This window comes from Arcobacter suis CECT 7833, assembly GCF_003544815.1.
Classification (GTDB): Bacteria; Campylobacterota; Campylobacteria; order Campylobacterales; family Arcobacteraceae; genus Aliarcobacter; species Aliarcobacter suis.
The window spans coordinates 1,404,926-1,419,139 of sequence record NZ_CP032100.1 but is presented as its reverse complement, the minus strand read 5'-3'; the positions used below and the strand labels follow the sequence as shown (position 1 = coordinate 1,419,139).

Genomic DNA, 14,214 nt, shown 5'->3' with positions numbered 1-14,214 from the left:
GTCAAAAATGTATTTATTATTTTGTTACCTGGGAGGCCAGTCAGCCTCATGGTTGTAAATCTTATGGGTTTAAGTCAAAATATCTTCCCTCAATCGTAGTAAAAAATTCAAGTGGACAAGCTTGTAATTTTTTTGAAGAAAAAAATAAAAAACAGTAGGAACTATGCAAATAGATAATTTTATAGAAAAAATAGAAAAAGATAAAATATCAATTATTAGAACTTGGATAAGTTCACCTGCTGTTATGAAAATAATAAATGATTATTCAATTGATAAAGATTTATTTATTAAAAGATATGCTTTTGGTGTTATTGAACACTACATTCAAGTTGTAAGAAATCAAGAAAAAGTTGAAAATTCTGTTGTTATTATGGATTTTATTAAGTATTTAAAAAAACAAAATATTAAATCAAGTGAACTTTTTTTATTGTGTTCTTCTTTTAAAAATGCTTTGATTGATTTTGCTTTTAAATTAAATATTCAATCTGTTGAATTAATAGAAAAAATAGTTTTTTATTTTGAAGAGATTTTTTCTGGTATTTTAGATATTTATTCAAAATCAATAGCTCAAATAGAGAGTGCTTTAAATAAATCTATTGATATAGTTGATAAATATGTAATTATGTCGAGAACCGATATAAACGGTATTATGATAAGTGTATCAAGTGCATTTTGTAGAATATCAGGTTTTGAGTCTTTTGAGTTAATTGGAAAAACACATAATATTTTAAGACATCCAGATATGCCAAAAAAAGTTTTTGAGAATCTATGGGAAACTATAAAATCTGGAAATATGTGGCAAGGTGAAATTCAAAACTGTAAAAAAAATGGTGAAGTTTATTGGGTGAGAACTACAATTCATCCAAATTTTGACAATATTGGGAATATTATAAGTTATGATGCAATAGGTGAAAATATAAGTTCTCAAATTGAGTTAAAGAATCAACAAAATTTATTAGTAGAACAATCAAAATCAGCAGCTATGGGTGAAATGATAAGTATGATTGCTCATCAATGGAGACAACCTTTACAAGCTGTTTCTATTTTGATTCAAAAGTTACCTTTAATAAAAATGGTTGATGGACAAATTTCAGATGAATTACTAGAAGATGTAGTTTCTCAAGTTAGTTCTCAACTTGATTACATGTCAAAAACAATAGATGATTTTAGGGATTATTTTAAACCAAATAAGAAAAAAGAAAAAGTGTATATAAAAAATGTTATTGAAAAATCTATGGATTTTTTAGCATATTCATTTAAACTAAATTCTATTAAAATAAACTATCAAAATAGTTCAGATTCTAGTTTAGAAATATATTTAAATGAAATAGTTCAAGTTTTTATAAATTTGGCAAAAAATTCTTCTGATGCAATGATTGAAAAAAATATTCAAAATAGGCTTATAAATATTAGTACTTATGAAAAAAATAGTAGTTTATTTATTGAGTTTGAAGATAATGCTGGTGGAATAAAAGATACAGTTATTGGTAAAATATTTGACCCATATTTTTCAACTAAAAATAATAAAAATGGAACAGGATTAGGATTATATATGAGTAAAACTATTATCGAAGAACATAGTGGTGGAAAAATAAATGTATATAATACAGATTTTGGAACAAAATTCGTAATAAAATTACCATTAAAATAGGAGTTAGAGTTGTTATATAAAGATTTTAAAGAAAATATTAAGTCATTAGGTTTTGGAACTATTGAAGATTTTATGCAATATGCTGGTGTTACATCAGATGATGTTTTATCTTGGGAAGAAAAAAATGAAGTTCCATATTTGGTTTCATTGATTTTACACATATTAAAAGGTGAAAAAGAGTTATTAGTAACTAATTCTGCTTTAGATAATGTAATTGAAGAGTGTTTACCTCTTGCTTCATTACTTGAAGAGGTTTCTTCATTTCCCCACAAACTTGAAGAGATGTTTTTATTACAAAAAAAACTAAATGACTCAACAAATGGTAATAACTGGGAACTTGGTGTAAATAAATTTGGCAAAGAAATAAATTGGCTTAGATGTATTCATATGGAAGTTGCTGAACTTATAGAATCGACTCCTTGGAAACATTGGAAAAATATAAACTCTGAACCAGATATGAATAATATTCATGTGGAACTTGTGGATATTTGGCACTTTTTAATGTCATATATTTTACAAGAAACAAATGTTCCAAAAGCTGTTTCTCTTGTAAATACACATTGTATTTATGAAGCATTACAAGATGTAGATGTAAATCTTATGGTAAAAGAAGCTGAAAAATTATCTTATATTTCATTAGCAATTGATACAGGAAATATGCCATCATTTAGTGGAATTGAAAGATTTATTGACCAATTCTTTAGATGTTGTAAAATTTCTGGATTATCTTTTATGTGGTTACAAAAACTTTATATTGGTAAAAACTGTTTAAATCAATTTAGACAAGATAATGGATACAAAGAAGGACATTACATCAAAGTTTGGAATGGAAATGAAGATAATGTTGTTATGGTTGATTTATTAGAAAAAATGGACGATGTAAGTTTTGATGATTTATATTCTAAATTAAAAGAAGAGTATAGTAAAAACAAATAATGGTCTTTATAAAATTTTGATTATTTTTCTAAAATTTTGATTCCGTCTTTACAAAACTTCTAATATAATGGACAAAATATCTCATAGGAGAGTATGATGTCCATTGCTAACATTATTATGCTGACTATTTTAGGCATATTAACTCTAATTTTATTAATTAAATTACCAAAAGCCTGATATGAAAAATTTTCTAATAAAATACAAACAATATAACTATATATTAAAAGCTTTAGGAATATTACTAATAATTACATTTATTAGTCACATTTTTAGAGGTTCTTTAGATATTATAAATATCACGTTGATACACATAATTCCAGTTATTGTTGTGGCAATTCATGGAAATATTAAAGCTACTTTGGTTATGACTTTATTAAGTGTAATTTTTTTAAATTTTTTATATATTCCTCCTCTTTACAGTTTTTCAGTTCATAATGAACTTTATGTTTGGAGTTTTTTTATATTTGGAATTGTTGGTTGGATTATTACTATTCAAGCAAAAAATTTAAATACACAAACAAAACAAAACGAACTCAGAGAGAGTTTATTACATATTATTTCTCACGATTTGAGAACTCCACTTTCTTCGATTCATGGAAGTATAAATTTAATATTATCAAATGATAATCTTGATGAAAAAAGCAAATATAATCTTTATGAAGATATAAATTATGCATCTTTAAGAATGAAAAGACTTATTACTAATATTTTAGATAGTGCAAGATTATCAAGTGGAAATATTGATTTAAAATTAGAATGGTGTGATTTTGAAGATATTGTAGGTGTTGCTTTAAATGAATTTTCTCAAATACAAAATGATGAAAAACTTGATATGAAAATTGATGAACTTAGTTTATTTTGGGGTGATAATACACTTTTGACCCAATTAATCATAAATTTACTTGATAATGCATTTAAATACTCAAAAAATCAAACAAAAATTCATTTTGAAATAATAAATTTAAACAATTTTATTAAAATTAAAATCTTTAATGAAACAGAATATATTGATAAAAAGAAAATAAAAAATATTTTTGATAAGTTTTATAGATTTGAAGATACAAATGACATTTCAGGAAGTGGAATAGGTTTAGCTATTTGTAAAAGTATTGTTAAACTTCACAATGGCGATATTAAAGCAATTCCTGAACATAATGGCATTTTGATAGAAATAGAATTACCAATTGTAAAGAGAGCAAAATTATTATGAAACAACATTTAATACATATAATAGAAGATGATTTATCTGTTAAAAAATTATTGGAAATTACTTTTAAAGAGTATGAATTTAATTATATTTCAAGTGAAAGCAAAAAAAATGCATTAATGATGTTTTTAAGCCACAATCCTGATTTATTAATAGTAGATTTAGGTTTAAGTGATGGAGATGGAAAGGATTTAATAAAACAAATTAGAGAAATTTCAAAACTTCCAATTATCGTTTTAACAGCAAGACATGATGAAAAAGAGATAGTTGCTGCTTTAGATGCAGGAGCTGATGATTATATTACTAAACCTTTTTCTGTAAATGAATTATTAGCAAGAATTAGAGCAAATTTAAGAAGAAAAATTAGTGATGAAACGGAACTTAATAGTAAATTTGTTTGTAATGAATTAGAACTTGATATTACTTCAAGAAATATATTATTAAAAGGTGAAAATCTAAAATTAACTCCAATAGAATACGAATTACTAAAATATTTTATGTTACATACAAATAAAACTTTGACACATAAACAAATACTTCAAGAAGTTTGGGGAACAGGCTATCAAAATGAAATGCAATATTTAAGAACTTACGTAAATACTTTAAGAAAAAAGATTGAAGAAAATTCTACAAGACCAAAATATATAAAAACTGAATCTGGTATTGGTTATAGATTTAGCTGTAATCAAGAATAGTAGGAAGTTTTATGCAACATAAATATGTAAAATCAATATTTTTAGGTTATATTTTAATTATTTTTATTGGAGCAATAATTTTATCATTACCTATTTGTCATATTGGTGAATTAAAATTTATAGACGCTCTTTTTACAGCAGCTAGTGCAACCACTGTTACTGGATTAATAGTAACAAGTACTTCAGAAAACTTCACTTTTTTTGGAGAATTTATTATTTTAGCTCTTATTCAAATGGGTGGAATAGGGTATATGACTTTAGTAATAATCTTTTTTTTATTTATTAAACAAAAATTGAATATAGATGAAAAAAGGGCAATGAAACAATCTTTAGATTTACCAAATCTTCATGTTATAAGTTTTGTAAAAAGAATTTTATTATTTGTATTATTTATAGAATTTATTGGAGCAATTATTTTAACTGTTCAGTTTCTTGATAAATATGAATTTATCGATGCTTTTTGGTTCGGAATATTTCATAGTATAAGTGCTTTTAATAATGCTGGTTTTTCACTTTTTACGGATAGTTTAATCTCATATCAAAGTGATTCTCTTTCTTTATTGACAATCTGTTTTTTAATAATTTTTGGAGGTTTAGGATATTTTGTTTTAATTGAAATTTATGAAAATAGGAAATTCTCAAAAAGATTTACTATACATACAAGAATTATGATTTATGGAACTATTATTTTAATAGTTTCTGGTATGTTGTTATTTTTATCAATAGAGTGGAATAATCCAAAAACTTTTGGAGAATTAAGTTTTTATGACAAAATATTAAATGCTTTCTTTTTATCAGTAAACTTTAGAACAAGTGGATTTAATAGCATTGATTTAGCTTCATTAAAAGAATCTTCACTGTTCTTTTCCACATTATTTATGATGATAGGTGCTGGACAAGGTGGTACAGCAGGAGGGATGAAAATTACTACTGTTGCTATTTTGATAATTACAGTTATTTATATTTTAAAAGGAAGTAATCAAGAACCAAATATTTTTAAAAGAACAATAGAACAAAAAGTTATAAATAAAGCATTGGCAATTATAATTTTTTCATCTTTTCTTGTTCTTTTTACTACTTTAGTATTAGTTGAAACACAAAATTTACCTTTTTTGAAAATTTTGTTTGAAGTAGTTTCAGCATTTGGAACAGTTGGAGTTTCAACTGGAAATGGTGATATTTTAAGTTTCTCCCAACAATTTGATGATTTTGGAAAAAGTATCATGATTATTTTAATGATTGCTGGAAGATTAGGTGTTTTTGCTTTTGGATTAATATTATTTGGAAAAGCAAAAACAAAACATTTTAAATACCCCGTTGGAAGGATTGTTATATGAAAACGATTGCAGTTATTGGTTTAGGAAGATTTGGATTTTATATTGCTAAAAGTTTATCAAGATTAGATGTAAATGTAATTGCAGTTGATAATGATGAAAAAAGAGTTCAAGAAATAAGTGAATATATTGATGATGCTTATATTGTGGATAGTATAAATAAACAAGCTTTAGAAGAGATAGGTGTTTATAATTTAGATACAGTAATTGTAAGTATTGGGGAAAATATAGAAGCTAGTATTTTAACTGTTATGGCGTTAAAAGATTTGAATAATAAAAGAATTATTGCAAAAGCTATAAACTCTACACATGGAGAAATTCTCACAAAAATAGGAGCTTTTAAAGTTATTTATCCTGAAAAGATTGCAGGAAGAATGTTGGTAAAAAAACTTATTGATAATATGACAGTTGAAGAAATAGATGTTAGTAATACTATAAAAATGATAAAACTAGTTGCAAATGAAAATTTTATATATAAAAAAATCTCTGAAATTGAAGCAGAATTTAAAGATTTAAAAATTATATCGTATAAAACCGAGGGCATTTGGAGAATGGAGATTGATCCTTCTCATAAAGTAAAAAAAGACGATTTATTGGTCTTTCTTGGTGAATCAAAATATATTAAAGATTTTTATAAACATATTTGAAAGAAAAGATAATTAAATTGTAAAAGAATAGGTTTAAAACCTATTCTTTTTATTTTATCTATAATCATTTTTATATTCTACATAATGAGCTGCATGAGCTATTAATTTATCAACATCTTCTTGTGTTAACTCTTTTACAACTTTAGCAGGACTTCCCATAATCATACTTCTTGGTGGAAATACTTTTCCAGAAGTTACAAGTGAATTTGCTCCAACAATACTTCCTTCTCCAATAACAGCATCATCAAGAATGGTTGCACTCATTCCAATTAGACAATTATCTTCAATTTTACAGCCATGAAGCATAACTTTATGTCCAATTGTTACATTATTTCCAATAATTGTTTTTGTATTTGTATCTGTATGAATACATGATAAATCTTGAATATTTGTATTTTTACCAATTCTAACTTCATTTACATCAGATCTAATAACACAACCAAACCAAACTGATGAATCCTCACCAATTTCAATATTTCCTATTAAATCGGCACTTGGTGCAATCCAAGCACTGGCGTGAATATTTGGGTAAAACTCTTTAAATTTTAAAATCACAGCTTTTCTCCTTAGCTTTATTTCATTAAAATATTATAACAATAAAAAGTAGCAATAAAAAAAGGTGACCCCAAAAAGAGCCACCTTTTTTTAAAATAATTTCATAAAAATTACTATCTATTTTGATTTTTACCAGCGATGATAAATCTTAAAGCATTTAATCTAATAAATCCTTCTGCATCTTTTTGGTTGTAAACTTCATCTTTTTCAAAAGTTGAATAAGCATCGTTGTATAAAGATTTTTTAGATTCTCTTCCAACAACAGTTACATTACCTTTGTAAAGTTTGATTTTTACATTACCTTCAACATGTTTTTGGCTTGCATCAATAGCAGCTTGTAACATTTCTCTTTCAGGAGAGAACCAATATCCTTGGTAAATTAACTTAGCATATCTTGGCATTAACTCATCTTTTAAGTGAGCAGCTTCTCTATCAAGGGTAATTGATTCAATTGCTCTGTGAGCTTTTAATAAAATAGTTCCACCTGGAGTTTCATAACAACCTCTTGCTTTCATACCAACATATCTATTTTCAACAATATCAACTCTTCCAATACCGTTTCTATTTCCATATTCGTTTAGTTTTGCAAGTAATGTTGCTGGTGACATTTCAACACCATTTAATGCAATTGGATCACCATTTTTGTATGTTAAAGTTAAATATTCTTCAACATCTGGAGCTTTTTCAGGAGCTGTTGTCCATAACCACATAGATTCTTCTGGCTCATTTGCTGGATTTTCTAAGTGTAATCCCTCATAAGAGATATGTAATAAATTTGCATCCATAGAATAAGGACTTGCTTTTGGATTTCCATTTTCATCAACATGTTTTTGAGCAATTTCAATTCCATTTTTTCTTGCATATTCAAGTAAACTCTCTCTTGAATTTAATTCCCACTCTCTCCAAGGAGCAATAACTTTAATATCAGGTCTTAATGCTAATGCACCTAATTCAAATCTAACTTGGTCATTTCCTTTTCCTGTTGCTCCGTGTGAAACTGCATCAGCTCCTGTTTGGTTTGCAATATCAATTAATTTTTTTGCAATAAGTGGTCTAGCAATCGAAGTTCCAAGTAAATATTCACCTTCATAAATAGCATTTGCTCTAAACATAGGGAAAACATAATCTTTTACAAACTCTTCTTTAATATCTAATATAAATACATTTTCAGGTTTAATCCCACAAGCTATTGCTTTAGTTCGTGCAGGTTCTACTTCTTCACCTTGACCTAAATCAGCTGTGAAAGTGATAACTTCAGCATTGTATTCGTCTTGAAGCCATTTTAAAATAATTGAAGTATCAAGCCCACCACTATAAGCTAAAACTACTTTTTTAACATCTTTTTTACTCATAAATTTATCCTATGGTTACGTTATTTTTAAGGGTGTTATTTTAACGAATTTTTACTATAAACAAATTTAAGCTAAGGAATATTTTATTGTTTCTAAAACTACTTAAAATAGGATTTTAATTAATTTTAGCTATAATTTATTCTATGAGAATAGATAAATTTTTAAATGCCGTTAATATTACTAAACGAAGAGCAGTAGCTGAGGATATGCTTGAACACAAGGTTGTTTTTATAAATGATCAAGCTGTAAAAAAAGCAAAAGAGGTTAAAGTGGGAGATATAATCGAAATTAGGTATTTAGAAAAAACTGACAAATTCAAAGTATTACAAATACCAAACACTAAATCAACTCCAAAATCAAAAATAGAAGAATATGTACAAAGGATCGACTAAATGTTTAATGCAGCTAAATTAAAATTTGATGATATTTTTGAAAACAGATTATCACAAGAAGAAGTTAGAGAATATTTACTTGAACTTTACGAGAGAGGCGAAACAGCAGCTGAAATTGCAGGTGCAGCTAGTGCCATGAGAGATCATCTTATTGCACTTCCAATTCATGAAGATTTAAGAGCAAAAGCTATTGATGTTGTGGGAACTGGTGGAGATAAAAGTTATAGTTTTAATATCTCAAGTACAGTTTCTATTTTACTTAGTGCTTGTGGATGTTATGTTGCCAAACATGGAAATAGAAGTGTAACAAGTAAATCAGGAAGTGCTGATATGCTTGAAGTTTTAGGAATTAATCTAAATTTAGATTTAGAAAGTACTGCAAAAATGCTTGAAGAAACAGGTTTTGCTTTTATGTTTGCAAATAATCATCATCCATGCATGAAATATATAACTCCTGTTAGAAAAACAATTCCTCATAGAACTATTATGAATATTTTAGGACCTTTATGTAATCCAGCTGGAGTTACAAAACAAGTAATTGGAGTATTTGATAAAAGTTATATAAATAGAATTGCAGCGGCTTTAGATATGTTAGATAGTAAAAGGGCGATGATTTTATCTTCAAATGATGGAATGGATGAAATTTCGGTTTCTGACATAACTTATGCAACACTTTTAATAAATGGAAAAATTACAGATATTGAAATAAATCCAGAACATTATGGCATTGCAATGGCTTCAAAAGATGATATTATTGGTGAAGGTCCAGAGTTTAATGCTAAACTTACAAGGGATATCTTATCTAAAAAAATAGTTGGAGCTAAACTTGATATTGTTTTATTAAACACAGCAGCAGCCTTAATTATAGATGAAAAAGCTAGAGATTTTAAAGATGGTATTGATATGGCAAAAGAAGCAATCATAAGTGGTGCAGCCCAAGCAAAATTAGAACAAATAATAAAAGTATCTAATCAATTAAGTTAAGGTTTAGTTTGCAAAAAGAGTTTGAATTAGAATTAAACCAATTGGATATTTTAATAAAATATCTAAAAGAGATTATTAATGAAGATTGTATTGTAATCTTAAGAGGTGATTTAGCAAGTGGTAAAACTACACTTGTAAAAAATTATGTAAAAGCTTTGGGTTTGACTGATTTAGTAACATCTCCAACTTTTTCATTACAAGCAATTTATTCAGATAATATTTTTCATTATGATGTTTACAATAAAACATTAGGTGAATTTATCTCACTTGGAATGCTTGAAGAGTTTGAAAAACAAGGTGTTCATTTTGTAGAGTGGGGCGATGAAAAACTTGAAGAGATTTTAAATGATTATGGATATAAAGTAATTTTAATTGAAATAGAAAAAAAAGATAATAAAAGGCTATATAAAATAAATGCATAAACTACATATAAAAGATATAACAAAAACTATCAAAAAAACACAAATTCTTCATGGTATTTCTATAGAAGTAAAATCAGGTGAAATTGTTGGATTATTAGGACCAAATGGAGCTGGAAAAACTACAACATTTTATACAGTTTGTGGATTAGTAAAACCTACAAGTGGTAAAGTTTTTTTTGATGATAAAGATATTACAGAACTTCCTTTACACAAAAGAGCTTTAAAAGGAATAGGTTATTTACCTCAAGAATCATCAATTTTTAAAGAATTATCAGTTGAAGATAATCTAATGTTAGCTGCTCAAATTGTTACAGATGATAAAGAAGAACAATATAAAAGAGTAGAAGAGTTACTTGAACTTTTTAATATAGAACCAATTCGTCAAAGATTGGGAGTTTCACTTTCAGGAGGGGAGAGAAGAAGAACTGAAATAGCAAGAGCATTAGTTTCTCAACCAAAATTCCTACTTCTTGATGAACCATTTGCAGGAGTTGATCCAATTGCTGTAAAAGATATTCAAGAGATAATTCATCAATTAACAAAAATAAATATTGGAGTTTTAATAACAGATCATAATGTTAGAGAAACTTTACAGATTTGTGATAGAGCTTATGTTATGAAAGCAGGGGCTTTATTATCAAGTGGAACAAGTGAAGAAATTAAAAATGATGTAAAAGTGCGAGAGCACTATTTAGGTGAAGATTTCAATTTCTAATTAAAGATAAAGTAATACTTATGCTATTACTTTATCTTTTCCTGTTTTTTTTGCCTCATATAAAAGTTTATCACTTCTTGAGATAAGCGTAGCTTCATTATCTTCATCTAAAAGTTGACTAACTCCAAAACTAGCAGTAATTTTTAAAGATTTATCTGTAAAAATATGCTCTTTAATATTTGTTTTTATTTTTGAAGCAACAGTAACTGCTCCTGTTAGATTTGTATGTGGTAAAAGTATCAAAAATTCTTCCCCTCCCCATCTTACATTTATATCTTGTTCTCTTACTCCATTAACAGTGATTTTTGCAATCTCTTTTAAAACTTCATCTCCAATTTGATGACCATAAGTATCATTCACCATTTTAAAATTATCAATATCAAAAATTATAATTGATAATTCATTATTATATCTTTTTGATCGTTTTATCTCTTTTGAATAGATTTCATCAAATCTATTTCTATTAAATAAACCTGTTAATTTATCGTGACTTGCTTGGTATTCTAAAAGATTAGATTTCTCTTTCAATTTTGTAATATCAGTTAATGAAAATACATAATAATCATCTTTATTTTCATAATAATCTACATTTATTGCAAAAATTTTTTCTTCTTCTAAAGCACTTTTTATTTTAACTATTCTGTCAATTTCATGTAGTTCTTTAATATATTTAATCCAAGATTCTTGTTTGTTAATTTGTTCTTTTGTTATAAAACCAAATTCTTCTTGAAAAAAATCAAAAATATTTTTTTTACTTTTTATAAATTCATCAAAATTAACTACTCCAAAAAAGTCTAAGAATTTTTTATTTACATTTGTAATTTCTTCTTTATTTGTAACAATTATAATATTGTCTTGAGCATCTAAAATAGATTTTATTTTATTTATTTCTTGTTCTATTTTACTTTCAAGCGATAGATTTAATTCTATTAATTGTTTTTTTAAAAGAATAGGTTCCATTGCTTTTATGATACTTTCCATTAACTGATATAAATCAATAGGTTTCATAGCATAAGTAGTAACTCCTATTTCAATAGATTTTCTTAAAAAATTTGTATCATTGTGAGCGCTTGTAATAACAAGAGGAATTTCAGGGCTTATTTTTTTGATGGCTTCACACATAGATAAACCATCCATTTTAGGCATATTTATATCAGAAATTATTAAATCTATATCATCTTTATTTTCTTCATATATGTTTAAACCTTCTTGCCCATCTTGTGCAACATAAACTTTTCTTAGTAAAGAAGTAAGTAATTTAGCTGTAAATTCTCTAACATCATTTTCATCTTCAACATATAAAACAGAGATTGTTTTTAAAATTTCTTTATTCATTGTTTTTCTCTCCATTTTCATTATATTCTATCACATTTGGTGCTGATATTGGTGCTGAAAAGAAATATCCTTGTGAATAATCTGCACCTAATTTTCTAACAATATTAAATATCTCTTCATTTTCAACAAATTCAGCAATTGTTTTTAGATTCAGGTTTTTTGCAAATTCAATTATTGTTTTAGTAATTTTATAAGAATTCTCATTTGTTGCAATATTTTTAATAAGTGAAGCATCAATTTTTAGATAGTCAATATTCATTTTTAAAAGATGCTCAAAATTTGAATATCCACTACCAAAATCATCAATAGCAACTTTACATCCTAAAGCTTTAACTTCATCAACAAACGAGATTAAAAGATTATAATTTTTTATACTTTCATCTTCTAAAATTTCAAATACAACTCTATTTGTAACATTATATTTGTTTAATAATTCTTTTATAAAATCTAGAAAATCTGGATTTTCAATATCTTCATAAGAAATATTTACAGAAAATTCAAATGGAAGATTTTCAAATTTTTGGAAAGATTTTTCTAAAACAATTTTTGTAAGTTTTGTATATTGATTAGATTTTTTTGAAATATCTAAGAAAAAATAAGGTGCAACAACTTTCCCATCTTCTTCAATTAATCTTACTAAACACTCGTATTTATCAACTTTTAAAGTTCTATTATTTACAAGTGGTTGGAAATATACTTCTATATTATCATTTATAAATGCAGATTTTAGTTTTTTAGTCCAAAGCATATTATTTTCATATTCTCTAAACTTATCTAATTCATCATAAAAAACTATATAATCTTTATGGTCTTTTTTCGCTGATTGTAAAGCAATATCTGCTGTAATTAATTTGTTATTTTTATTTGAAAAAGAGATTCCCGCTGTTATTCTAATATCAATTTCATACAATTCATAAACAAATACTTTTTTATAAACTGATTCAAGAATATTTTTTATCAAATTTATAAAACTCTCTTGGCAATCTTTTGTATTTGTAATACAATAATTATCCGAAGGAAATTTATATAATTTAAAATGTTCTCCTTCATTTTTGATTTTTTCTTGAATTAATTTTGCTACATCAATCAATATTGCATCCCCAACTTTATGACCAAAAAAATCATTTACTTCTTTGAAAGAATTAATATTTAAAAGACAAACAGCTTCTAAAACTAAATTATTAGTTTGTAACTCTTCAATTAATTTTGCTCTATTTGGAAATGCTGTTAAATTATCAGTATATAAGAGTTTATACAACTCATGTTTATGTTCAATTTCATGACTAATGTCGTGTAGTATAATAATAGAAGTATTATTGTGGGTTAAAGCAATTTTTTGTAATGAAAAATATTTTTTAACATTATTGCTATTAATACAAACTTTTATATTTTTGTTTTCACATTTTTCAAATATTTTATTGTCAAAGTTAGTAATACAACCACTCTCTTTTTCAAAAATATCAGCAATATTTTTATATTTACTATTTATTTCTTCCAAAGATGAACAATTTAAAAGTTTAAAAAAGTGATCGTTTGAAAAAATTACTTTTTCACTATCTATCGAAAAAATAGGATAGTCTATGTTATTTATTATAGAGTTTGAGAATTCTTCTTCTTTTTTTAAAACAATATTTGTATGAACTAAATTTGTATAATGTTTTATTTTTAAAATTAATTTATCTAAATCTAAAGGTTTATATAAAATATTATTTTCTTCAATAATTGAGTATTTTTCTAAATGTAAACTATCATCAATCAAAAATATTGTGTGAATTTTTTTTTCTAAATAATCTTCCAAAGGATTAAAATAATTATGTACATTTATGTCTATAATCAATATATCTGTATATTCAATTGCATCATGTATATCATCACACTCAAAAGAGAGTGTAATATTTATATTTTTCATTATTTTAGAAGCGTATTTTTTAAAATCTTTAAATTGTTGCTGTTCATCACTTATTATTAGTACATCATAACGCATTAACT

At 25.6% G+C, this 14,214-nt stretch carries 14 protein-coding genes; 10 read left to right on the top strand and 4 right to left on the bottom strand.

What is annotated here, in order from left to right:
- The first annotated feature begins 163 nt into the window (after nt 1–163).
- The 6 genes from ASUIS_RS07265 (at nt 164) to ASUIS_RS07240 (ending at nt 6,470) form a co-directional block, all read left to right on the top strand.
- Nucleotides 164–1,651 (top strand): sensor histidine kinase, encoded by a 1,488-nt coding sequence (locus ASUIS_RS07265; RefSeq protein ID WP_118886397.1) that lies wholly within the window; start codon nt 164–166, stop codon nt 1,649–1,651.
- 9 nt (nt 1,652–1,660) lie between these two features.
- A complete protein-coding gene (locus ASUIS_RS07260) occupies nt 1,661–2,587 on the top strand; it encodes a dUTP diphosphatase (RefSeq protein ID WP_118886396.1) in 927 nt (308 codons plus the stop codon).
- Nucleotides 2,588–2,765: 178 nt separating this feature from the next.
- Nucleotides 2,766–3,797, top strand: coding sequence for a sensor histidine kinase (locus ASUIS_RS07255; RefSeq protein WP_118886395.1), 1,032 nt, complete (start codon nt 2,766–2,768; stop codon nt 3,795–3,797).
- The gene (locus ASUIS_RS07250; RefSeq protein WP_118886394.1) at nt 3,794–4,489 is read left to right on the top strand and encodes a winged helix-turn-helix domain-containing protein; all 696 of its coding nucleotides are present in this window, start codon (nt 3,794–3,796) and stop codon (nt 4,487–4,489) included. The genes ASUIS_RS07255 and ASUIS_RS07250 overlap by 4 nt, the downstream gene beginning before the upstream one ends.
- 11 nt (nt 4,490–4,500) lie before the next feature.
- Nucleotides 4,501–5,826 carry a TrkH family potassium uptake protein gene (locus tag ASUIS_RS07245; RefSeq protein WP_118886393.1) on the top strand — a complete coding sequence of 442 codons (1,326 nt, stop codon included), beginning with the start codon at nt 4,501–4,503 and terminating at the stop codon, nt 5,824–5,826.
- The gene (locus ASUIS_RS07240) at nt 5,823–6,470 is read left to right on the top strand and encodes a potassium channel family protein (protein WP_118886392.1); all 648 of its coding nucleotides are present in this window, start codon (nt 5,823–5,825) and stop codon (nt 6,468–6,470) included. Before ASUIS_RS07245 ends, ASUIS_RS07240 begins: the two co-directional genes overlap by 4 nt.
- Before the next feature lie 54 nt (nt 6,471–6,524).
- On the opposite strand, the gene ASUIS_RS07235 is transcribed toward ASUIS_RS07240, so the two are convergent.
- Together ASUIS_RS07235 and ASUIS_RS07230 are read right to left on the bottom strand one after the other, a co-directional pair.
- On the bottom strand, nt 6,525–7,025 hold the full coding sequence (locus ASUIS_RS07235; RefSeq protein WP_118886391.1) for a gamma carbonic anhydrase family protein: 501 nt from the start codon (nt 7,023–7,025) through the stop codon (nt 6,525–6,527).
- Between the two features lie 113 nt (nt 7,026–7,138).
- On the bottom strand, nt 7,139–8,377 hold the full coding sequence (locus ASUIS_RS07230) for an argininosuccinate synthase (RefSeq protein WP_118886390.1): 1,239 nt from the start codon (nt 8,375–8,377) through the stop codon (nt 7,139–7,141).
- Between the two features lie 143 nt (nt 8,378–8,520).
- Here ASUIS_RS07230 and ASUIS_RS07225 point away from each other — a divergent pair, with 143 nt between their 5' ends.
- From ASUIS_RS07225 to lptB, 4 genes are read left to right on the top strand one after another with little or no spacing between them, the layout of a single operon-like run.
- The gene (locus ASUIS_RS07225; RefSeq protein ID WP_118886389.1) at nt 8,521–8,769 is read left to right on the top strand and encodes a S4 domain-containing protein; all 249 of its coding nucleotides are present in this window, start codon (nt 8,521–8,523) and stop codon (nt 8,767–8,769) included.
- Nucleotides 8,770–9,753 carry an anthranilate phosphoribosyltransferase gene (gene trpD / locus ASUIS_RS07220; protein ID WP_118886388.1) on the top strand — a complete coding sequence of 328 codons (984 nt, stop codon included), beginning with the start codon at nt 8,770–8,772 and terminating at the stop codon, nt 9,751–9,753. It begins immediately after the preceding gene.
- Nucleotides 9,754–9,761: 8 nt separating this feature from the next.
- On the top strand, nt 9,762–10,175 hold the full coding sequence (gene tsaE / locus ASUIS_RS07215; protein ID WP_118886387.1) for a tRNA (adenosine(37)-N6)-threonylcarbamoyltransferase complex ATPase subunit type 1 TsaE: 414 nt from the start codon (nt 9,762–9,764) through the stop codon (nt 10,173–10,175).
- Entirely contained in the window at nt 10,168–10,890 is a 723-nt protein-coding gene (lptB, locus tag ASUIS_RS07210) for an LPS export ABC transporter ATP-binding protein (protein WP_118886386.1), read from the top strand. Before tsaE ends, lptB begins: the two co-directional genes overlap by 8 nt.
- 18 nt (nt 10,891–10,908) lie before the next feature.
- Here the strand turns inward: lptB and ASUIS_RS07205 are convergent, their stop codons facing one another.
- Entirely contained in the window at nt 10,909–12,225 is a 1,317-nt protein-coding gene (locus ASUIS_RS07205) for a GGDEF domain-containing response regulator (RefSeq protein ID WP_192894451.1), read from the bottom strand.
- A complete protein-coding gene (locus ASUIS_RS07200) occupies nt 12,218–14,209 on the bottom strand; it encodes an EAL domain-containing protein (RefSeq protein WP_118886384.1) in 1,992 nt (663 codons plus the stop codon). Before ASUIS_RS07200 ends, ASUIS_RS07205 begins: the two co-directional genes overlap by 8 nt.
- Nucleotides 14,210–14,214: the final 5 nt, after the last annotated feature.